General features: G+C 64.6%; 22 protein-coding genes and 3 pseudogenes. 10 read left to right on the top strand and 15 right to left on the bottom strand.

The window, feature by feature from the left end:
• Window positions 1–74 precede the first annotated feature (74 nt).
• Window positions 75–275, top strand: coding sequence for a hypothetical protein (locus tag IEX72_RS04835; protein ID WP_188786255.1), 201 nt, complete (start codon window positions 75–77; stop codon window positions 273–275).
• 78 nt (window positions 276–353) lie between these two features.
• Here the strand turns inward: IEX72_RS04835 and IEX72_RS04830 are convergent, their stop codons facing one another.
• From IEX72_RS04830 to IEX72_RS04785, 9 genes are all read right to left on the bottom strand, one after another.
• Window positions 354–1433, bottom strand: a complete 1080-nt coding sequence (locus IEX72_RS04830; protein WP_188786254.1) for a DUF7350 domain-containing protein — start codon at window positions 1431–1433, stop codon at window positions 354–356.
• 75 nt (window positions 1434–1508) lie between these two features.
• Complete coding sequence (gene sucD / locus IEX72_RS04825; protein ID WP_188786253.1) at window positions 1509–2378, bottom strand: succinate--CoA ligase subunit alpha; 870 nt, start codon at window positions 2376–2378, stop codon at window positions 1509–1511.
• Entirely contained in the window at window positions 2375–3517 is a 1143-nt protein-coding gene (gene sucC, locus IEX72_RS04820; RefSeq protein WP_188786252.1) for an ADP-forming succinate--CoA ligase subunit beta, read from the bottom strand. The genes sucD and sucC overlap by 4 nt, the downstream gene beginning before the upstream one ends.
• A gap of 63 nt (window positions 3518–3580) precedes the next feature.
• Window positions 3581–3841, bottom strand: a complete 261-nt coding sequence (locus tag IEX72_RS04815) for an AbrB/MazE/SpoVT family DNA-binding domain-containing protein (protein ID WP_188786251.1) — start codon at window positions 3839–3841, stop codon at window positions 3581–3583.
• Window positions 3842–3909: 68 nt separating this feature from the next.
• Window positions 3910–4569, bottom strand: a complete 660-nt coding sequence (locus tag IEX72_RS04810) for a lipoyl protein ligase domain-containing protein (protein WP_188786250.1) — start codon at window positions 4567–4569, stop codon at window positions 3910–3912.
• A gap of 3 nt (window positions 4570–4572) precedes the next feature.
• Window positions 4573–5508: a 2-oxo acid dehydrogenase subunit E2 gene (locus IEX72_RS15170; RefSeq protein ID WP_229663744.1), complete on the bottom strand. Its 936-nt coding sequence runs from the start codon at window positions 5506–5508 to the stop codon at window positions 4573–4575.
• Window positions 5498–5764, bottom strand: a complete 267-nt coding sequence (locus tag IEX72_RS04795) for a lipoyl domain-containing protein (protein WP_188786249.1) — start codon at window positions 5762–5764, stop codon at window positions 5498–5500. The genes IEX72_RS15170 and IEX72_RS04795 overlap by 11 nt, the downstream gene beginning before the upstream one ends.
• Before the next feature lie 36 nt (window positions 5765–5800).
• Window positions 5801–6811: an alpha-ketoacid dehydrogenase subunit beta gene (locus tag IEX72_RS04790; RefSeq protein ID WP_188786248.1), complete on the bottom strand. Its 1011-nt coding sequence runs from the start codon at window positions 6809–6811 to the stop codon at window positions 5801–5803.
• Window positions 6811–7824 (bottom strand): thiamine pyrophosphate-dependent dehydrogenase E1 component subunit alpha, encoded by a 1014-nt coding sequence (locus IEX72_RS04785; protein WP_188786367.1) that lies wholly within the window; start codon window positions 7822–7824, stop codon window positions 6811–6813. Before IEX72_RS04785 ends, IEX72_RS04790 begins: the two co-directional genes overlap by 1 nt.
• A 129-nt stretch (window positions 7825–7953) precedes the next feature.
• Between IEX72_RS04785 and IEX72_RS04780 the strand changes: the two genes are divergently transcribed.
• From IEX72_RS04780 to IEX72_RS04765, 4 genes are all read left to right on the top strand, one after another.
• Window positions 7954–8910: an NADPH:quinone reductase gene (locus IEX72_RS04780; RefSeq protein ID WP_188786247.1), complete on the top strand. Its 957-nt coding sequence runs from the start codon at window positions 7954–7956 to the stop codon at window positions 8908–8910.
• Between the two features lie 205 nt (window positions 8911–9115).
• Entirely contained in the window at window positions 9116–9340 is a 225-nt protein-coding gene (locus IEX72_RS04775) for a hypothetical protein (protein ID WP_229663742.1), read from the top strand.
• A gap of 22 nt (window positions 9341–9362) precedes the next feature.
• Window positions 9363–10907 (top strand): acyl-CoA carboxylase subunit beta, encoded by a 1545-nt coding sequence (locus IEX72_RS04770; RefSeq protein ID WP_188786366.1) that lies wholly within the window; start codon window positions 9363–9365, stop codon window positions 10905–10907.
• A 3-nt stretch (window positions 10908–10910) separates the two neighbouring features.
• The gene (locus IEX72_RS04765; protein WP_188786245.1) at window positions 10911–11186 is read left to right on the top strand and encodes an acc operon protein; all 276 of its coding nucleotides are present in this window, start codon (window positions 10911–10913) and stop codon (window positions 11184–11186) included.
• 61 nt (window positions 11187–11247) lie between these two features.
• On the opposite strand, the gene IEX72_RS04760 is transcribed toward IEX72_RS04765, so the two are convergent.
• Window positions 11248–11445, bottom strand: a complete 198-nt coding sequence (locus IEX72_RS04760) for a 30S ribosomal protein S17e (RefSeq protein WP_188786244.1) — start codon at window positions 11443–11445, stop codon at window positions 11248–11250.
• 92 nt (window positions 11446–11537) lie between these two features.
• A complete protein-coding gene (locus IEX72_RS04755) occupies window positions 11538–11750 on the bottom strand; it encodes a hypothetical protein (protein WP_188786243.1) in 213 nt (70 codons plus the stop codon).
• A 260-nt stretch (window positions 11751–12010) separates the two neighbouring features.
• On the opposite strand from IEX72_RS04755, the gene sufU reads away from it, so the two are divergent.
• On the top strand, window positions 12011–12427 hold the full coding sequence (sufU, locus tag IEX72_RS04750; protein WP_188786242.1) for a Fe-S cluster assembly sulfur transfer protein SufU: 417 nt from the start codon (window positions 12011–12013) through the stop codon (window positions 12425–12427).
• Between the two features lie 101 nt (window positions 12428–12528).
• A pseudogene (locus IEX72_RS04745) lies at window positions 12529–12909 on the top strand (cell division control protein Cdc6); the annotation flags it as partial.
• Between the two features lie 204 nt (window positions 12910–13113).
• Here IEX72_RS04745 and IEX72_RS04740 read toward each other — a convergent pair.
• On the bottom strand, window positions 13114–14589 hold the full coding sequence (locus IEX72_RS04740) for a transporter (RefSeq protein WP_188786241.1): 1476 nt from the start codon (window positions 14587–14589) through the stop codon (window positions 13114–13116).
• Between the two features lie 135 nt (window positions 14590–14724).
• Here IEX72_RS04740 and IEX72_RS04735 point away from each other — a divergent pair.
• Window positions 14725–15885: pseudogene (locus tag IEX72_RS04735) on the top strand (ISH3 family transposase); the annotation flags it as partial.
• Window positions 15886–16059: 174 nt separating this feature from the next.
• Window positions 16060–16209: pseudogene (locus IEX72_RS15445) on the top strand (IS5/IS1182 family transposase); the annotation flags it as partial.
• 8 nt (window positions 16210–16217) lie between these two features.
• On the opposite strand, the gene IEX72_RS04730 reads toward IEX72_RS15445, so the two are convergent.
• From IEX72_RS04730 to IEX72_RS04720, 3 genes are all read right to left on the bottom strand, one after another.
• Entirely contained in the window at window positions 16218–16853 is a 636-nt protein-coding gene (locus IEX72_RS04730) for an IS6 family transposase (protein ID WP_188786240.1), read from the bottom strand.
• 81 nt (window positions 16854–16934) lie between these two features.
• Complete coding sequence (locus IEX72_RS04725; RefSeq protein WP_188786239.1) at window positions 16935–17777, bottom strand: fumarylacetoacetate hydrolase family protein; 843 nt, start codon at window positions 17775–17777, stop codon at window positions 16935–16937.
• Between the two features lie 51 nt (window positions 17778–17828).
• Complete coding sequence (locus tag IEX72_RS04720) at window positions 17829–18332, bottom strand: VOC family protein (RefSeq protein ID WP_188786238.1); 504 nt, start codon at window positions 18330–18332, stop codon at window positions 17829–17831.
• Between the two features lie 92 nt (window positions 18333–18424).
• Here IEX72_RS04720 and IEX72_RS04715 point away from each other — a divergent pair, with 92 nt between their 5' ends.
• Window positions 18425–18850 (top strand): secondary thiamine-phosphate synthase enzyme YjbQ, encoded by a 426-nt coding sequence (locus IEX72_RS04715; RefSeq protein WP_188786237.1) that lies wholly within the window; start codon window positions 18425–18427, stop codon window positions 18848–18850.
• Window positions 18851–18859 lie beyond the last annotated feature (9 nt).

The following is an 18859-nucleotide window of genomic DNA, read 5'->3' as shown; positions in this document are numbered from 1 at the left end:
GCGGCTCAGCCGGCGGCACCATTCTTGTCTGTCAACGCTGTCGGCGAACGTGTCTGGGAACCAAACAGATCCGCGTGAGCGAGGACCTGTACGCTCACATAGAGTCGGAGAAAAAGCCGGACGAGACGCTCGGGGAAGCGCTCGAACGACTCGTCGGCGGGCACTCGCTGACCGAGTTCGCGGACGACGCGGCCGAGTTCGACCGCGATTTCAGCGTCGAAGACGCGACCGACCGAGCGGTTGGGGCAGTTGCCCCGGAAAGCAGGACAAAATGACGTGCTCCTATTCGGGGTGTCCGATCTGGTCACGACCGACAGCAACTCGTAACTCAAACCCGTCTCCTGGACGACCACTCACACCCGAACAGATACGTCGCCTATCTCCAAGAACGCCGTCTCGTAGCCGTCGTGGCGCGCCACCTGCGGTGGCACCGTCGTCGTGATCGTCACCTCGTCGCCCTCGCGCACGCCCGGCACCGACGCGCCGTAATGATACCCCAGGTCGGGATCCAACCCGCTCTGCAACGTCGATTCCCACGCGACCTCGCCGTCGCGGCGCACCACCCCCTCCAGGCCCATCATCGGAATAATGATCCCATTGTGGGGCGTCCGCGCGGAGGCGTAGAGGTAGGGGTCGTCGCCGAAGCGCCCGTCCCCGGAATCGACGACGAACACCTCGAAGACCGCGTCGCCCGCGTTCTCACTTCCGAGATGGCGCCCCGGCAGCGACTCCACAGCGAGCGCCCGGCCGACCGGCACGCCGTCCATCTCCATCGGCGCGACCGCGCCGCGCTCGCCCGCGCTCTCCGGACGCGAGATCGACACCGCGTGGAGGTCGTCGGTGTCGAACGCGAACGCCAAGGTTGCGGTCGCGGGCGACTCGAACGCCCCCGCGTACGCGCCGGTCCGCCGGAGCGACACGCCGCCGACCTGCACCCGGGCCTCGTACTCGCCTTCGCCGTCGAGGACGTAGTTCGACCCGTAGTGCAGCCCCATGGTCTGCGAAAGCATCGGGTACGCCACCTCCTGGGTGACGACTCCCCCACTGTTCCGGATTTCGATCGTCACCCCGGAGTCCAGCGGGAGCACCCGCTCGGTCTCGGTGTCCCACAGCGACACCATCAGGTGGACGTCGTCGTCGGCCTCGACCACCGTCTTCGCGGTCTCGCGCCCCGACAGCGTCCAGAAGCGGTGGGGATACGAGTACGTGAGCGCCACGCCGTACCGACCCGCGGTCGTCCGGCCGTACATCCCCATCCCCTCGGTCACGGCGGGCACGTACACCGCGTTCGGGCGGTCCTCGACCAGCGGCGGGTCGCGCCACGCGGACTGCCGGCTGAACCCGAGGGTGCCCAGACACCCCGCAGTCCCCGCGATACCGCCGGCTGCGACGCTCCCGAGGAACGCGCGTCTGGTGGTCGACGGCGGAGTCATCGGCACGAAATTCGGGTTCGACGGTGATGACGGTTCCGACCGGTGTCGGACCGCGGCGTCGGTCGGGGCGGCGACTCAGAGGAACTCCGCGACGTGGTCGGCGACCTCACCCGGCGTGTCGCCGACGGGGACGCCCGCGTCGTTGAGCGCGGTGATCTTCGACTCCGCGGTTCCGGTGCCCGACCCCGACACGATGGCGCCCGCGTGGCCCATGCGCTTGCCCGGCGGCGCGGTCCGCCCCGCGATAAACCCCGCGACGGGCGTGTCCATGTTCGCCGCGATGTACCGCGCGGCGCGTTCCTCGTCCTCGCCGCCGATCTCGCCGCACATCACCACGGCGTGGGTGTCGACGTCGGCCTCGAACGCCGCCAGCGCGTCGACGAACGAAGTCCCGATGATGGGGTCGCCGCCGATCCCGATCGCGGTGGTCTGGCCGATCCCCTTCTCAGTGAGATTCGAGACGACCTGGTAGGTCAGCGTCCCGGATCGCGAAACCAACCCGACGTTTCCGGACTCGAAGATGTTGCCCGGGAGGATCCCGAGTTTCGCCTCGCCGGGCGTGATGATCCCGGGGCAGTTCGGGCCGATCAGCCTCGTATCGACCTCGGAAAGCCGCTTGTCTACCTTCGCCATGTCCTGGGTTGGGATGCCCTCCGTGATCGCGACGACGAGATCCAGACCCGTATCCAGCGCCTCGAAGACCGCATCGCCCGCGAACGCCGGCGGCACGAAGACCACCGAGGCGTCGGCGTCCTCCGCCTCCACGGCCCCGTCGACGGTGTCGTACACCGGAACGCCCGACACTTCCTGGCCGCCCTTCCCGGGCACCGCGCCCGCGACAACGTTGGTGCCGTAGTCGATCATCTGTTCGGTGTGGAAGTTGCCCTCGCCACCGGTGATGCCCTGTACCACTACGCGCGTGTCGCTGTCGACGAAAATGCTCATTGTGCGTCCTCCGCGTTCGCAACCGCCCGCTGGACCGCGTCGCCGAGCGTCGCCTCGACGTCGACCAGGTCGGTGTTCAGGATCTCCATCCCCGCCTCGGCGTTGGTGCCCGCGAGCCGGACCACCACCCGCTTGGGGATCTCGTCGAACTGTGCTAAGGCCTCGTTGATCCCCTTCGCGACCTCGTCGCCCCGGGTGATTCCGCCGAAGATGTTGAACACCACGCTGTCGACGTTCTCGTCGGCAAACACCATGTCGAGGGCGTTCGCGACGCGTTCGGCCTTCGCGCCACCGCCGATGTCGAGGAAGTTCGCGGGCGCTCCTCCGTAATGGTCCACGAGGTCGAGCGTCGTCATCACCAGTCCCGCGCCGTTGCCGATGATGCCGACGTTGCCGTCGAGTCGGACGTAGTCGAAGCCGTACTCGTTGGCTTTCGCCTCCAACTCGTCGCCTGCGGCCTCGTCTTCCATCTCCGCGAGGTCGGGCTGGCGGAACAGCGCGTCCTCGTCGGTGTTCATCACGCCGTCCGCGGCGACGACCGCCCGATCCGCGGTGATCATGACGGGGTTGATCTCGATCTCCGACGCATCCTTCGACTCGTAGAGGTCGTACAGCGTCGAGAGGATCGACGCCACGTCGCCCGCCACGTCGCGGGGGATGCCCGCGCCGTAGACGGCTTTCCGGGCCTGATACGGGTGGAGGCCGAACGCGGGGTCGATGTGTTCGCGGGCGATCCGCTCGGGCGTCTCCTCGGCGACCGACTCGATGTCGACGCCACCTTCGGTCGAGACCATCGCGACGGGTTCGCCCTCGCCGCGGTCCATCGTGATCCCCACGTAGAGTTCGTTCTCGAAGTCGACGCCGGCCTCGACCAAGACCTTCCCGACCTCGTACCCTTTCAGGTCCATTCCGAGGATCTCCTCGGCGTACTGCCGGGCCTCGGCCTCGTCGGTCGCGATCTTGATCCCGCCGGCCTTCCCGCGGCCGCCGACGTGCACCTGTGCCTTGATCGCCGCCGGGAAACCGATCTCCCCGACCGCATCGAGGACCTCCTCGACGGTGGTCGCGAGTCGGGAGTCGGGCACCGGCACCCCGGCGTCGGCGAAGACCTCCTTCGCCTGATACTCGTGTAAGCGCATCGTCCGAGCCAGGGTCGGGTGGCCGCATAAATCCCGCCGGTATCGGTCTCGGCCGCCGATGGATTACCCGTCTTTGTAGTTGGAATCGCGTCGACGATCGAGCCGCTGCTTCAGTTCAGCCGCGACCGCTTCACGCTCTGTCTCTGTCGCATCGTCCGGAACGAGCATCCCGCGCCCGCCGGTGTGAGTGCGCTTCGTCGCAAGGATACCGTCGTCGGTGTCCATCCAGACGATTTCGTCACCGGCCGAGATGTCGTACGTATCGCGGAATTCTTTCGGAATAGTGACTCGTCCATGCTCGGAGATCCGTGTCGGCTTCCACATATTCGGAGATTCGTCCGGCAATACGTTGCTTTTGGGGACGGTCGAGTGCTCCCTCATCACCCCTCCGTTTACTCCGGCCAAAGCACCTCGACCGACTCGTCGGACGTCTCCGGCACCCCGGAGAGCCGGTCCGTGAGCGCCCCCGCGACCCGATCGAACCGGTCGTCGCCGCCGGCGTCGGCGACCGTCCCGACGCTCGCCGGATCGAACGGGTAGTCGAGACGGTCGTACACGGCCGCGAGCACGTCGGCGAGTTCGTCGCGGTCGGCGACGGGGAGTACGCCGGAGACCAGCGCGCCGGAGGCGGTCACCCGCTGTGCGAGCCCCGCGAGCTTGGCGTCGGCCCGGAGGCTGTGGTCACCGGGACAGTACGCCGCCTCGGGTTCGCCCCGGGTGGCATCGATACCGAGATCGTCGAGCGCCCGCTGCACCGCCGCCACCGCCCGATCGTACCGCGCGCCGATCCCCGACCGGGCGTCGTCGGCGTCGACGGGCTCCGCGACCGCGAAGAGCGCCGTCGTCGCGGTCGTGGCGACCGCGCGCCCGCCCACGCGCCGCTCGACGGGCTTGAACCCCGCCTCCCGCGCCCGGGTTCGTGCGGCCCGGTACCCCGACTGCCGGGTGTCGCGGTAGCCGAACCGGAGCTGCCGACCCGGCCGCCACACCGCCAGCGCGGGCGTCCCCGTCGACGCGCGCTCGAGGAGCCGTGCGTGCGTATCGCCCGCCACGGATCACCCCACGTACGCGTCGGCGTCGTTCAGGTGGTCCGCAAGCGTCCCCAAGAACCGGGCCGCGTCGGCGCCGTCAACCACCCGGTGGTCGAAGCTCAGGTCGAGCGTCATGCGCTTGTCGGTCGTGAAGCGTCCGTCGGCGGGGCCTCCGTCGCCGCCCGCACCGTTTCCGGCGTCGCCTGCGGGGCCTCCGTCGCCGCTCGCACCGTTTCCGGCGTCGCCTGCGGGGCCTCCGTCGCCGCCCGCACCGTTTCCGGCGTCGCCTGCGGGGTCTCCGTCGCCGCCCGCACCGTTTCCGGCGTCGCCTGCGGGGCCTCCGTCGCCGCTCGCACCGTTTCCGGCGTCGCGCCCCTCGGCCGCCGTCGCGGGCACGACCGCCTCCCTGATTCGGTTGACGCCCAGGATCGCCACCTCCGGCGGGTTGATAACGGGCGTGAAGAAGTCGCTCCCAAGCGGCCCCAGGTTCGAGACGGTGAACGTCCCGTTCTCGAACGTGCTCATGGAGTACTCGCCCGCCCGCACCCGGTCGGTCAGTCGGCGGCGCTCCCGCGTGATCTCGGCGAGCGACTTCGAGCCGACGTCTTCGAGCACCGGCGTCACCAGCCCCTCGTCGATGTCGACCGCGACACCGATGTTGTGCTGCTCGTAGATTCGATGCGTTCCGTCCTCGAAGGTCGCGTTGAACGACGGGTGGTCGGCCAGCGAATCCGACAGCGCACGGAGGAGGACGTCGGTCACCGAGGGCGAGACGGAGCCGTCGCCGTCCAGCTCGACGTCCGACGCGGCGAGTGCGGCCGTCGCCGAGACCTCGCGGCTCACGGTGACGTGGACCGCCTCCCGGTAGCTCTCCTGGAGCCGCGAGGCGATCGTCCGCCGCATCGGGCTCAGCGACCGCTCGCTTGCGACCGTCCGTTCGGCGGGGTCGTCACCCGGCATCGGGGGAGATCCACGCGAGGGTGTCCCCGCGGGCGAACTCGGCGTCCTCGGCCGCGACGACCTCCGTGAGCGTCCCGGCGACGGGCGCGAGCACGTCGACGCTGACCTTCTCGATCTGTACCTCACACAGGCTGGCGTCGGCGTCGACGTGGGCGCCCTCGCGGGCGAACCAGTTCACCACCACGCCCTCGTCGGCGTCGGCGTCGTCGGGCCACTCCGCGAGCGTCACCGCGGCGCGGTCGGTCCCGTCCGTCATCGCACCCGGCTCCCGCACTCGGTGTCCCCGCGCATCTCACTGGGTCCGCTTCACGGCGTTCTCGATGTCGCCCGCGTCGGGGATGACCTCGTTCTCCAGCGGGCGGGCGTACGGGATCGGCACGTCCGGGAGCGCAACCCGCTCGACGGATTCGAGCGCGCCGAGCGCCTCGTCGGCGACGCTCGCGACGATCTCGCCGGTGACACCGTACGAGCGGTAGTCCTCGTCGACGACCACGAGGTTGCCGGTCTTCTCGATGGACGCGACGATGGTGTCGGTGTCCAGCGGGACGAGCGACCGGAGGTCGACCACCTCGGCGTCGATCCCGTCGTCGGCCAGCGACTCCGCGGCGTCGAGCGCCCGGTGGACGTGGAGGCCGAGGGTGACGATCGTGGCGTCGTCGCCCTCCCGCTTCACGTCGGCGCTGCCGAACGGGATGGTGTACTCCTCCTCCGGGACGGGCGTTTTCGGCCCGTCGGGCGCGGGGAGCCACCCGATCCCCATCAGCCGCTTGTGGAACATGTACGCCACGGGGTCGTCGTCACGGATGGCGTTGTGCATCAGCCCCTTGGCCTCGTAGGCGGTCGAGGGGACAACGACCTTCATGCCCGGCACGTGGGCGAACGTGCCGTAGAGGGTCTGGGAGTGCTGGGCGGCGTCGTTGTAGGTGCCGCCGACCGCGGCGGTCAGGACCATCGGCACCGACACGTTCGCCCCGCTCATGTACGTGTTCTTGGCCATCTGGTTGTAGATCTGGTCCATCGCGACGCCGAAGAAGTCGACGAACATCAGTTCCGCGATGGGCCGCATCCCCTCCTGGGCCGCGCCGACCGCCGCGCCCAAGTACGCCGTCTCGCTGATCGGCACGTCCATGACGCGATCGTAGCCGAACTCCTCGCGGAGCCCCTCCGTGGAGTCGAAGATGCCGCCGTAGTCGGCGACGTCTTCGCCCATGTAGAACACCTCGTCGTTCTCGCGCATCTCCGTCGCGATGGCTTCGACCATCGCCCGACTCATCGTCAGCTCGCGGTCGATCTGCTCGGCCATCAGTCGTCACCCCCCGCGAGGTCGAAGTCGGGTTCCGTGTCGGTCACGCCGCTCCCCGGGTTGATCCACATGTCGTCGTGGGCGGCCGCCGGATCCGGCTCCGGTTGGTCTTTGGCCCACTGGATGGCCTCCTCGACGCGGGCTTCGGCCTGCGCCCGGAGGTCGTCGACCTCGGCGTCGTCGACGCCGGCGGCGCGGAGGTCCTCTACGAGCCGCTCGATCGAATCCCGACCCGCTGCGGCGTCTTGGTCCTCCTCTGGGCGGTAGGTCTCGGGGTCGCCCATGAAGTGGCCCATCCGGCGGTGAACCTGGATCTCGAGCAGCGTCGGCCCGTTGCGGTCGCGGGCGCGGCCGACGGCCTCGCGGGCGGCGTCGTAGACTGCGACCGCGTCGTCGACGTCGACCCGACGGCCGGGCATGTCGAACCCGCCGGCGCGGTCCGAACCGTTCTCGACGTCTGTCACCCGGTCTTTGGGCATACTGATCGCCCAGTCGTTGTCCTCGATCACGAACACGACGGGGAGATCCTGGACCGCGGCGAAGTTGAGCGACTCGAGGAACGCGCCCTGGTCGATGGCGCCCTCCCCGAGGTACGCCACCGCGACGCTGTCGGTGTTGCGCTTTTTCGCGGCGAGGCCGGCGCCCACCGCCGGCGGACACCCCTCAGCGATGATCCCGCTGCACGCGAAGCTGACCTCGGGGTCGAACAGGTGCATGTGGCCGCCCTTCCCCTTTCCGAGTCCGGTCTCCCGACCGAAGATCTCGGCGGTCATGCGCTTGAGGTCGACGCCTTTCGCGATCGCGACGTGGTGCGGGCGGTGCGGCGCGGTCACGGTGTCGTCGTCGCGGAGGTGCTGACACACGCCGGCCCCCGCGGCTTCGTGGCCCGCCGCGAGGTGGAGCTCGCCCGGGATCGGCCCGGCGGAGATGTCGAACGCCGGCTGTTTGCCCTCCAGATACTCCTCCTGTAACCGCTCCTCGTAGTGGCGTGCGGTCGCCATGTCGAGGTACATCTGCTTCAGTTCGCTGGGTGTTACCATACGTCGCGTACTACCGATACCAGATATTTAATGATGATTGTTCTCCACACCTCGTGCTGCTGTCGCCGTCTTTTATACGACACTGGCCCGAACCGTCGGCCGATGCGCGCAGTCAGATTCCACGAGCACGGCGGTCCCGAGGTACTGCAAGTCGACGAGGTCGAGCGGCCCGACCCCGACCACGGCGAGGTCATTGTCGACATCGAGGCCGTGGGCGTGAACCCCGTCGACACCTACTTCCGGGAGGGTGCCTACCCCGTCCCACACTTGCCGTTCATCGGGGGCGGCGACCTCGCGGGCGTCATCGCCGACACCGGCGAGGGTGTCGAGGACTTCCTGGTCGGCGACCGCGTCCTTGGCACCGGCCTCGGGAACGGGCGCCCCGGAACCTACGCCGAGGCCGTCGCCGCGCCCGCCGACACCCTCGCACACCTCCCCGAGTCGGTCTCCTTCGAGGCGGGCGCGGCGCTCGGCACCGTCGGCGGCACCGCGTGGCAGGCGCTGGTTCACCACGCCGACGTCGACCCCGCCGAGAACGTCCTGGTTCACGGCGGTGCCGGCGGCGTGGGCCACGTCGCCGTCCAACTCGCGGAGACGATGGGCGCCCACGTCTCCGCCACCGCCTCCCCCGACGACGCCGACGCACTCGCCGACCTCGGCGTCGAGCGGACGTTCGACTACGCCCGCGACGACCTCGCGGACGCCATCGCTGAGACCGCCCCGCCGGATGTCGTCGTCGACCTCCACATGGACCAGTACCTCCAACTGAACGCGGACGTGGTGAACACGGGCGGGCGTGTGATCGGCATCGGCAACGACACCGCTGAGGGCGGGTTCGAAAACATCGGCGTCACGAAGGGCAAGGAAGTGCAGTACCAGTTTATGTCGCTGTTCAACGCCGGGGACCTCGGCGCAGTCCTCGGCGGCGTCGCGGACCTCGCTGCCCGCGGCGAGGTCGAGCCGGTCGTCCACGAGACCTATGGGCTTGACCAGGCTGACGAGGCCCAGCGCGCGGTGCTAGAAGACAGCTTCCTCGGGAAGTTGGTGCTGACGCCGTAGCGTCGTCGAGCGACCTCGAACTGATGGGCCGGTCGACCCGGCGTGAGACACCGGGAGACAGAGCCGACGCGGGCGGGGGCCGGCCTCACGGCCGCGGGTCTGCGGTCGGTCTCGGGAGCAGACCATCCGGCGGGCCCGGGGGGTCCCGCGGCCAACGACGGCACCGCGTTCTCTCAGTGTCCCCCGGACCGTACTGTTGGTCGGTGTGCCCCGGACCGTACTGTCGGTCGGTGTGCCCCGGACCGTACTGTTGGTCGGCGTCCGCGGCGGGACCGAACCGGAGGCGAAGGCACCGAACCCAAGCGGCACCCTCGGCGTCGTCACCGGGCTCCGGACACACGAGACCGACCGGATATCGACGTTCGACGAACTCGAGTTCGTCGGATTGCGGAAACGCTTTGTCCCCCCGTCGGCACGTCCACGACAATGAGTGGAGGTGGTCCGACGTGACGATGGAGGACCGGATCGAGGAGTTGTGGGAGAAACGGGAGCGCGCGCTCAAGGGCGGTGGGCAAGAGCGCATCGACGCCCAACACGACAGGGACAAGATGACCGCCCGCGAGCGCATCGACTACTTCCTCGACGACGGGACGTTCTACGAGTTCGACCAGCTCCGGACCCACCGCAACCACAACTTCGGGATGGAGGAAAAACAGCTTCCGGGTGACGGCGTCGTTGCGGGCTACGGCGAGGTCGACGGGCGGAAGACGTTTGTGTTCGCCCACGACTTCACCGTCTTCGGCGGGTCGCTCGGGGAGGTGTTCGCCGAGAAGATCGCGAAGGTGATGGACACTGCGGTGGAGGTCGGCGCGCCGATCGTCGGACTCAACGACTCCGCGGGCGCCCGGATCCAGGAGGGCGTCCAGTCGCTCGGCGGGTTCGGCGAGATCTTCCGGCGCAACACCGAGGCGTCGGGCGTGATCCCGCAGATATCGGCGATCATGGGGCCGTGTGCCGGCGGCGCGGTCTACTCGCCCGCGCTGACGGATTTCACCTTCATGGTGAAGGATTCGAGCCACATGTTCATCACCGGGCCCGACGTGATCGAGACCGTCACGGGCGAGGAGGTGAGCTTCGAGGAACTCGGCGGCGCGATCACCCACGCCGCCACCTCCGGCGCCGCACAGTTCGCGTGCGACTCCGAGGAGGCGGCCTTGGACGACATCCGACGGCTGCTGTCGTACCTCCCGCCGAACAACGTCGAGGATCCCCCGCGCGTCGAACCGTGGGACGACCCCGACCGCGCCGACGAGTCGCTGAACACTGTCGTCCCCGACCAACCCCGGAAACCGTACGACATGCGCGACGTCTTCGAGGGGGTCTTGGACTCCGACTCGTTCTTCGAGGTGCACGCGGAGTTCGCGAAGAACGTCCTCGTGGGGTTCGCCCGGCTCGACGGCCACTCCGTCGGGGTGGTCGCCAACCAACCCCGGGTCAACGCCGGCACGCTCGACATCGAGGCCGCCGAAAAGTCCTCGCGGTTCGTCCGCGTCTGCGACGCGTTCAACGTCCCGATCGTGACCTTCGTCGACGTGCCCGGCTTTCTCCCCGGCACCGATCAGGAGCACGGCGGGATCATCCGCCACGGCGCGAAGCTGCTGTACGCCTACTCCGAAGCCACAGTACCGCTTTTGACGGTTATCACGCGGAAAGCGTACGGGGGCGCCTACGACGTGATGGCGTCGAAACACCTCGGCGCCGACGTCAACTACGCGTGGCCCACCGCCGAGATCGCGGTGATGGGGCCGAAAGGCGCGGTCAACATCCTCTACGATGAGGAGCTCGCGGCCGCCGAGGACCCCGAGGCCCGCCGCGAGGAGCTCATCGCGGAGTACCGCGAGGAGTTCGCAAACCCCTACACTGCCGCTGACAGGGGGTTTATCGACGCCGTGATCGAGCCGACGGAGACCCGGGCACGGCTGGTCTCCGACCTGGAGATGCTCCGGTCGAAGCGCCAGTCGCTTCCCGAGAAGAAACACGGGAACCTCCCGATCTGAGCCATGCCGGAGGAGTTCACGGACCGGCTGTCGATCCCCGACAACGCCGACGACGGGGAGGCCGCGGCGATCGCGGCGGCGATTGCGGCACACGTGAGCGACACCGAGCGGGCCGTCGCGGCCGCCGCAGCGGCTCGGAGGTCGGAGCCGACGTGGGACGGCGAGAAGTGGGGATTCGCCGGGCGGGTGGCGTCGGCCGGCGCCCGACGGATCCGCCGGGTGCCCACCGGCGCGCCGACGGACAAGTGGACGGCCGCGGGGCGCGTAGACCGGTTCTGAGTCGGACCCGACAGCTACCGCTCACCGGGGCGGTGTCGACACCGGGTACAAGAACCTCCGACTACGCGGCGGGCTCGCCGCCGCCGCTGTTCTTCCGGGTGATGTAGCCCGCAATCCGGTTGCGCACGCCCTTCGAGTCCACGTTCGTGAGCGTCGCGACACTCTCTTTGTTGGTCTCAAAGTCCGTGTTGAACGCCTCCGGATACGTTTCGAGCAGCACCTTTCCGAGCTGCTTGACGTATTTGGGTTTGATCGCCATACTGGAATATCCGCCAGCGCGCACAAAAACGATTCGTTCCTCCGACGACAGCCTGTCTGGTCGGACAGCGGTCGGACAACCCCCCGAGGCGGTCACTCCAGGTAACCCAGTCCTCGAAGGTTCTCCCGCGTGCCTTCGTCCAACTCGCTGTCCGCGAGCGCCTGGCCGGCCACCTCGTGCTGTTCCTGGATCATGTCGAGCAACTGGAGGGCTGTCCGGAGTTTGAACCGCTGCTCGTCGTCGTCCGTTTCCTGTAGTACCCCGTTGATCAGCTCTGCGGCACGTTCTCCGGTTGTGTACCCCATACACAACATCACGCAGCCGCCAACTATAATTTTGCTGGTATCTTACGGAACTTCCGAGGTGAGGGCCTCGCGTGTCAGTCGGGGGAGAGTATCAGAGCCGTCCGAGTCCTGACCGAGACAGTCGCGCAGACGCTCAGCGTGGTCGTCGTCGGCCGTGACAGCTCAAGCCACGCCGGCCGCGGGTCGGCGCCGCTGGCGACGCGGTTACGCCCACCCGCGGCGGAACGCTTTTGCAACGGAGTACCGTAGTTTAGCTAACTATGGGAATGGGCTCGGATATGTATCGGCAGCAGATCCTGGATCACTACAAGAACCCGCGGAACAAGGGGAAGATGTCGGATCCGGACTTCTCACACAGCGGCGAAAACCCCTCGTGTGGCGATACGATTACCGTGAACGTCAGCCTCGAGGACGACGGCGAGACCATCGAGTACGTCAGCTTTACTGGCGACGGGTGTGCGATCAGCCAGGCGTCGGCGAGTATGCTCTCCGAGCGATTGCCGGGAACGACGCTGCCGGAACTCGAAGCGATGGACACCGACGACATCACCGAAATGCTCGGCGTCGACATCTCCCCGATGCGGATCAAGTGCGCCGTCTTGGCCCGACAGGTCACACAGGACGGTGCTGCGATGCATCAGGGCGAAGCGATCGACCGGACGACGACCGAGGGCTGAACACCCATCTTGTTACTTCGTCGGGTCGCGCTTCGCGCGACCGCCTCCCCGCAAAGAGCTGGAGCGAAAAGAACCCGCTCGGCCTGCGGCCTCGCTCGCGGCTGATTCAAGCACGGGAACGACCTGAAACGGATCGCTTCCGTGAGCTCATTCGTGGTTCGACACCACACCCCCGGTACGTGCTCCAAGCGCTGACGCTCCTTTCGCTAAACGACACCACAGTTGCCGACGATGGGTTCCGCACGACACCGATATACGATATTCACGAGCAGATCTGTCGGCAGGAAGCTACAGACTCACTGTCGCTGCGCCGTGTTCGTGACCTGCTGAAAGAACACGCGTTTCTCGACGTCATCGAATAAACCCGGTATAGTGGTGGGAGCGCAGAAGGCCCATACACGAAACACAAACTGCTTGAGGATCCTGAGGTGATTCAGAATGTCTTGGAGGCTGACGTCGAACCGGCGACGCTGTCGGACTGACCGGGACTAGTTCACCGGAAACGAGGTGTGTTGATTTCTATTTCGCTTCCGGAGCAGGGTTGTTCTCGATGCACCGGAAACACGGTGTGTCCCCCGTATCCCCGTCAGGGTCTGCTCGTTGCTTCGGCACCATAGTCTTCGAATGGAATTCGTGACAGTTTTTCAGCGGAAACGTGGCGTGTCCGTCACTACCCGATGGGTTAGTCAGGCCACCCCGCGCAGCGTCCCGCGGGACAACTCTACCACCCGGCGTGCGACCACACGGGTTGGCGACGACAGTAACAGGAGTGTCCCCGCGAATCCGAAGAGACAGACGATGGCGGCGAGGGCAGCCACCGCGGACGGTGACAGTGACGTTGGAGTTCCGACAGAGACGACACCGATAGCGAGGAGGGATGCAACCACACCACCGGCGGTCAGGTGTGCTGCGGTGACCGTATCAACGGGGATGTATCCGAATATGTCGCGGGCGTAGTAACAGACGTACCCGAAGATCACGAGGTTCATAACGCCGTAGCCGGCTGCCCCCGCGATCGCACCGTACTCCGCACCGAGGAGCGTTGGTACGGGCACACTGAATACGAGGCCGTACAACTTCGTCCGGAAGCTCACGCTCGGCTTGCCGAGTCCCTCCATCGCGTGAGAGGTGAGCGTCCAGAACCCCCGAAGAACGTTGACCCCGCCGACGACGAGCACCGTCGTCGAGAACGCTGTCTGTGCGTTGGCGAAGGCAATCTGGGCCACAACGTCGTGTGCACCGATGAGGTACCCGAACACGACGAACGTTACTCCCGTTCCACCTGTGATCGCCCCATCGAGGTAGGCAGCGTAGTTGTTCCCTGCCGCGGCGTCGCCGCTGACCTTCGTGAGAAGCGGCGACGAGAGCCGCCAGGAGACGGTCGCCCCGAAGTCCGCAAAGCGATCCGCAGCCTCGTAGACACCGACTGCCGTTGGCGTGGCGACGACGCCGAGCACCAACACGGGCATATTGTACGAGAAGCGGTCGAGCACCTGGTCCGGAATGCTCCATCTGGCGAACTCCCAAGCCCGTTCGAGCTCACGACGGCCGGGGAGCCGCGGAACCACACCGAGGTACACGGCGACCGGCAAGAACAGCGCGACCCGGACCCCGGCACTTATCAAGAGGAGTTCGGTCGCCGAGGTCACAAACGAGTCCAGCAGCAGAATCGCCGCCAGCCGCACACCGGTTTGTGTACCGCCGAGCCAGGTCTGAGCGCTCGGATACCCGATTGCGCCAAGTAGGCTCAGGACGACCATCGAGAGCGAGAGCGACGCAGCGTACACCCCTGCGGGGGCGAGCAGATCCGCAGTAAAGACGGTTCGGCGCGTGAGGCTCCCGGTTAGGAGGGTTGCCACCGCGCCGCCGGCACCGAGATAGCCCACCGCGAACAGGATGGCCAACCCAAGGTAAACGCCGACACGCTCGTCGGGCTCGCTCCCGACCTTCTGAAGCGTCTGGCTGATCCCCCGCACCGGCCGGAGCACGAGCGCTGCCACGATTGAAATAAAAAAGAACGTTCCCGTAGCGGCCGGCGACGTCACGACCGCGTAAACAACGCCACTGAGAACGTACAGCGGTGTTGAAACCACGGCTCCTCCCGCGGTCCGGATCGACGAATCCAGCAGCGTGATCTCGTTGCCCGCCCGCCGTTGAACCATTGTCGGAGGTTATAACGTGACGCTCAAATCCTTGGCGCGTTCCCTGTGGTCGCGCATATCCGGTACTTCCCAACTGACGTGAGAGACGGAGCTAAAGCGTCGGTCTGATTGAGGAAGATGTCTGATTCGGTAAGTGTGCTTGAACTACCCGAACCAGACGGTGCTCTTTCGGCGGCGGATGTCAAAGAAGTAGCGGCTGACATAATTGGACAGCTCCCACTGGAAGGAATCGAGGGCTCGCCCCTCGATTCCGATGACATTTGGCCTATCGTTACACTGGCCAGCGTCAATCAGTCGTCCGTCTGGGACGTGACTTCCCAGACGGACGACACACCCTGCGACGACACTGTTCTCAACTGGTTGCATACTCTTCAGCGTGACCACCTCGAAATGGCTGCCAGCATTCTCTTTCGTCACCTCGCTCTGACGATTCTCGACCGGTCAGGGTCGAGAATCGTCTCCATCGACTTCGTCGATAACCCCTACCACGGCTCTCCTGATGAGGATGCTAGTGAACTCTGCACAACCAACCCAACCGACGGGACCACGACTTGCCACCGCTACTGTACCGCGTACGTCGTGTCAAACGGAAAGCCGGTGACGCTGGCGCTCACCTACGTCCGCAGCGACGAGAAGGAAGCCGACGCGGTTGAGCGCGTCCTCGACCGCGTCGGCACCTATCCCTTCGACGTTGACCTCTTGCTCGCTGACCGCGGCTTCTACAACGAACGGGTAATTCGTCGCGCACGCGACCTAGCGACAACAGTGATCCCTGTCACGGAGAAGGGTGAGCGAATGAAGGACAAACTCGATACGCACTGCTCGTATATGAGCACCTACCGTATGTACAAGGACAGCGAGCGGGAACTCCAATTCCCGCTCGCGGTCTCTGTCTCGTATCAGGATGGTGATTGAGGAAAGCACGGTGAGGTCGTCCGGGGGTACGTGGCGTGCGATCTCGGAGATCGCACGCCCACACAGATCGAACGCCGTTATCGGAAACGCTCGGCAATAGAGACGAGTTACCGGCTGTTTCGCCAAGTGCGAGCAACAACGACAACACAGGATCCACTCGTCAGGTTTGCGTTCGTGATCGTCAGCTTCTTGCTGGAGAATCTGTGGTTGGTGCTGCGATGGACGGTCGTCGCCCGCCCACGACGGGGCGGGCGCGACCTGCCCGAGCAGTTCACGTTCTCAATGTGTTGTGACTGGATTCGTCACGAACTAGAAGCAGAGTTAGCCCGACAGTGGGAGATCGAGATGAACGGCGTTGGCGTGCCTGACGCGCACGCCTCGGGCCAGCGACTCGTCAGCAACAGCACTCCACGGGGGCCATCTGAACGAGCCGCTCTTGTCACAGTTTCCGCTTCTCCGAGACTGATGCTTCAGTTCAGTAACCTGCCGCTCCGAGTTCGAACGACTCACACCGACTCAGCTCGGCTTCCGATTCCTCGGTTGGGAAGTACCGATACTGAGCACGAGATTGCCGCATATGACGTTGAGTACCTCGTTCACTATCGTGGATCATCACCGAAGGCAGCTCTGAATAATACACTCAACCGGGCAAAGAGCTACTCACAGCGCTGGATAGCCGAAACGTCGTACTCAACAGCCAAGCGCGGTAGTGTTCAGATAAGCTGATTCCATGCGAAGGCGGAGGATCGAAGCCAATCGTCGGCGGTGTCTGCTTCGGCGTTGCTGAAACAGTTTGAAGAACTGGTAGTTCTTCGTTTTATTTCTCGAAAGATACGTTCGACGCTGTTCCGATTTCCATAGCGTTCATATCTGAAATCGAGGCTGTGGCGGCGACAGGCGTTTTTCAGTGAGTGCGAGCCATCGATGAGCAACATCGCGCCGTCAACATCGTGTTTCTCGCGGAGTTCAGCAAAGAATCTGTGAGCAATTACCTTGTTTGTCGTCGGTTCAAGTGTTCTATGTAGTAATTCGTTTGTCTCAGGATCGACAGCAATATACAGCCAGTACTGCTTACTATTCAGTTGGATCACAGTCTCATCCACCGCAACGTGATCCGGATTCCGACCAGATTCGGGCTGTAGATCTGCCTTGTGAACCCAATTGTGAACGGTGGATCGAGCTCGACTGACACCAAATATTTCAAGAACAAAAATAGTATTTGAAAGTGATAGGCTAGCAAGATGGAGCTGAATACCGAGTTTCATCAGTAATCTCGGTGTCGCCTCTCGCTCCACAAACTCTAACTCAATCTCGTTCAAACAGCCGTTGAGGCGGTCGTTTTCGGTCATAGATCACTCAAAAAACGAACCGCCTCACTCTTCGTCCTTATCTGAACACCGCCTGCGAGAACCACCCGTAAAAAAGTGACGCTATTTCGAAACCGCCTCCACCCGGTTCCGGAGCGTCCCGATTCCCTCGATGTCGACCTCAACCGTTTGGCCCTCATCTAATATGATGTCCTGAAATGCACCAACACCTTCCGGCGTTCCCGTTGCGATCACGTCTCCCGGCTCCAACCGTACCCGAGATGAGACAAAAGAAACGAGCTCAGCAACCGACCGAACCATCATTTCAGTAGTATCGTCCTGCATTGTTTCCCCATCAACGCGGGATTTAATCGCCAAATCCTGAGGATCGTCAATCTCGTCCACCACCACGTACGGCCCCATCGGGGTGGTCGCCTGCATTGTCTTCCCGGAGAACCAATCGAGCATCTCATCGTCGCCGACCCGTAGCCCGAACTGGAGATCCCGCGCCGTCGTGTCGTTGAAGATTGTATACCCGGCAACATAATCGAGTGCCTCATCGGCCGCGAGATGACGCCCTGGAGTTCCGATAACGGCCGCGAGTTCCGCCTCATAATCGATTGCCTCCGTGACCTCTGTGTGATACGAAATCGGTGCTTCGTGGCCCACCACTGCCCGCGGCGGTTTCATAAAGATCAGCGGCCACTCCGGCACGTCGATATCGCTTTCCTCGGCGTGGGCCTCGTAGTTCAGCCCGGCACAGAATATCGTATTTCGGTCCGTTGTAGGCGGGAAATGTCTGATTTCCTCGATATCAAAGCTCCGCCCGCCGACATCGTCGACGGCGTCTGGCCGACATAAGGCATCGGTGAACCCCTCCACCCCACCGCTGATGTCCCTTACTTTGCCGTCTTCGAAGACTCCGATGCGCTGCTCGCCTGCTGCCTGAAATCGTCCTAGCCGCATACCAGACAAATTCGTGGGTGCGTGATTATTGTTTCTCCTTCGAGCTGAAGATCAGTACTCCATATTGCAGTGCATATGCTCGTAGCCGCGGGAGTGCAACTCGACAATGTTTCCCCACGGGTCCGCACAGTAACACATCTGGTAGTCGGGCGTATCGGGGAAGATGTTCCACACCTTCGAGCTGAGCTGCTCTCCACCGTGCTCTACGATACGATCGGCCGTCGCTTGGACGTTCGGATCCTGCAAGCACAGATGCGAGAGCCCCGGGCTCGTCGGATCAGGATCATTCTGCCCGACGCCCTCGAACTCAAACAACTCGAGGCCGACGTGGTTACCCGTCGCCATATGTGCGATCTTCATTTCGCCGAAATCCTGGCCGACGGCGTCCTGAGCCAGCTTGCCAAAGTGCCCAACCCCCGCCTCGACAGTATCCGGCTCCATCACGGGGGTGAGCCCCAAGATTTCTTGATACCACTCGAAGGCCTCGTCGATATCGCTGACCGCCAACCCGATGTGCCCCATCGTCCGCGGATAGGGCTGTTCTCCCTCGGACATACGAAGCGTCTGGCGATCCAAAATAAAAAACATTCCGAGATTTGTTTCAAATTTTACAATAACTATAAGTATCGAATCAAGCATCCACTCGTATGCGCATCCGTCAAAAAACGTTCTCGATCGAGACGGCCGACCGGTTTGATATCCAGAACGTCTCGCCAGAGGTCACCGCCGCGATCGAGGAGATGGAAGTCGACGACGGCCTCGCGTGGGTATCGACACCGCACACGTCAGCGGCACTATCGACCAATGAGTTCGAGGAGAAGCTCCTGTTCGATATGAAACGTCGATTTATGGAACTCGCTCCGCCGGACGATGGGTACTACCACGACACCGACCACATCAACCGCGGCGAACAACCCAACGCCCACGCACATCTACTGTCGGCGATGATCAAGCGGCCAGTTCTCACTCTCTTGCAGGACGGGGAACTCGATCTCGGCACCTGGGAGGAGATTATGTTCTTCGAACTGTGCGGTCCACGCACTCGGGAGGTGGATGTCGTTGTTCTCGATTGACCCCCAATC

It is taken from the genome of Halobellus salinus (assembly GCF_014646875.1).
GTDB classification, from domain to species: domain Archaea; phylum Halobacteriota; class Halobacteria; order Halobacteriales; family Haloferacaceae; genus Haloquadratum; species Haloquadratum salinum.
Note: the sequence above shows the minus strand (reverse complement) of the source record. Positions and strands in the feature narration are given on the sequence as shown.

Excerpts from the sequence above, each read along its gene's own strand:
- IEX72_RS04790 (WP_188786248.1), bottom strand. The coding sequence starts at position 6,811 with ATGGCCGAGCAGATCGACCGCGAGCTGACGATGAGTCGGGCGATGGTC.
- IEX72_RS04795 (WP_188786249.1), bottom strand. The coding sequence starts at position 5,764 with ATGACGGACGGGACCGACCGCGCCGCGGTGACGCTCGCGGAGTGGCCC.
- IEX72_RS15170 (WP_229663744.1), bottom strand. The coding sequence starts at position 5,508 with ATGCCGGGTGACGACCCCGCCGAACGGACGGTCGCAAGCGAGCGGTCG.
- sufU (WP_188786242.1), top strand. The coding sequence starts at position 12,011 with ATGGGAATGGGCTCGGATATGTATCGGCAGCAGATCCTGGATCACTAC.
- IEX72_RS04755 (WP_188786243.1), bottom strand. The coding sequence starts at position 11,750 with ATGGGGTACACAACCGGAGAACGTGCCGCAGAGCTGATCAACGGGGTA.
- IEX72_RS04770 (WP_188786366.1), top strand. The coding sequence starts at position 9,363 with ATGGAGGACCGGATCGAGGAGTTGTGGGAGAAACGGGAGCGCGCGCTC.
- IEX72_RS04725 (WP_188786239.1), bottom strand. The coding sequence starts at position 17,777 with ATGCGGCTAGGACGATTTCAGGCAGCAGGCGAGCAGCGCATCGGAGTC.
- IEX72_RS04780 (WP_188786247.1), top strand. The coding sequence starts at position 7,954 with ATGCGCGCAGTCAGATTCCACGAGCACGGCGGTCCCGAGGTACTGCAA.
- IEX72_RS04730 (WP_188786240.1), bottom strand. The coding sequence starts at position 16,853 with ATGACCGAAAACGACCGCCTCAACGGCTGTTTGAACGAGATTGAGTTA.
- sucD (WP_188786253.1), bottom strand. The coding sequence starts at position 2,378 with ATGAGCATTTTCGTCGACAGCGACACGCGCGTAGTGGTACAGGGCATC.
- IEX72_RS04720 (WP_188786238.1), bottom strand. The coding sequence starts at position 18,332 with ATGTCCGAGGGAGAACAGCCCTATCCGCGGACGATGGGGCACATCGGG.
- IEX72_RS04715 (WP_188786237.1), top strand. The coding sequence starts at position 18,425 with ATGCGCATCCGTCAAAAAACGTTCTCGATCGAGACGGCCGACCGGTTT.
- IEX72_RS04765 (WP_188786245.1), top strand. The coding sequence starts at position 10,911 with ATGCCGGAGGAGTTCACGGACCGGCTGTCGATCCCCGACAACGCCGAC.
- IEX72_RS04815 (WP_188786251.1), bottom strand. The coding sequence starts at position 3,841 with ATGTGGAAGCCGACACGGATCTCCGAGCATGGACGAGTCACTATTCCG.
- sucC (WP_188786252.1), bottom strand. The coding sequence starts at position 3,517 with ATGCGCTTACACGAGTATCAGGCGAAGGAGGTCTTCGCCGACGCCGGG.
- IEX72_RS04830 (WP_188786254.1), bottom strand. The coding sequence starts at position 1,433 with ATGACTCCGCCGTCGACCACCAGACGCGCGTTCCTCGGGAGCGTCGCA.
- IEX72_RS04760 (WP_188786244.1), bottom strand. The coding sequence starts at position 11,445 with ATGGCGATCAAACCCAAATACGTCAAGCAGCTCGGAAAGGTGCTGCTC.
- IEX72_RS04785 (WP_188786367.1), bottom strand. The coding sequence starts at position 7,824 with ATGTACCTCGACATGGCGACCGCACGCCACTACGAGGAGCGGTTACAG.
- IEX72_RS04740 (WP_188786241.1), bottom strand. The coding sequence starts at position 14,589 with ATGGTTCAACGGCGGGCGGGCAACGAGATCACGCTGCTGGATTCGTCG.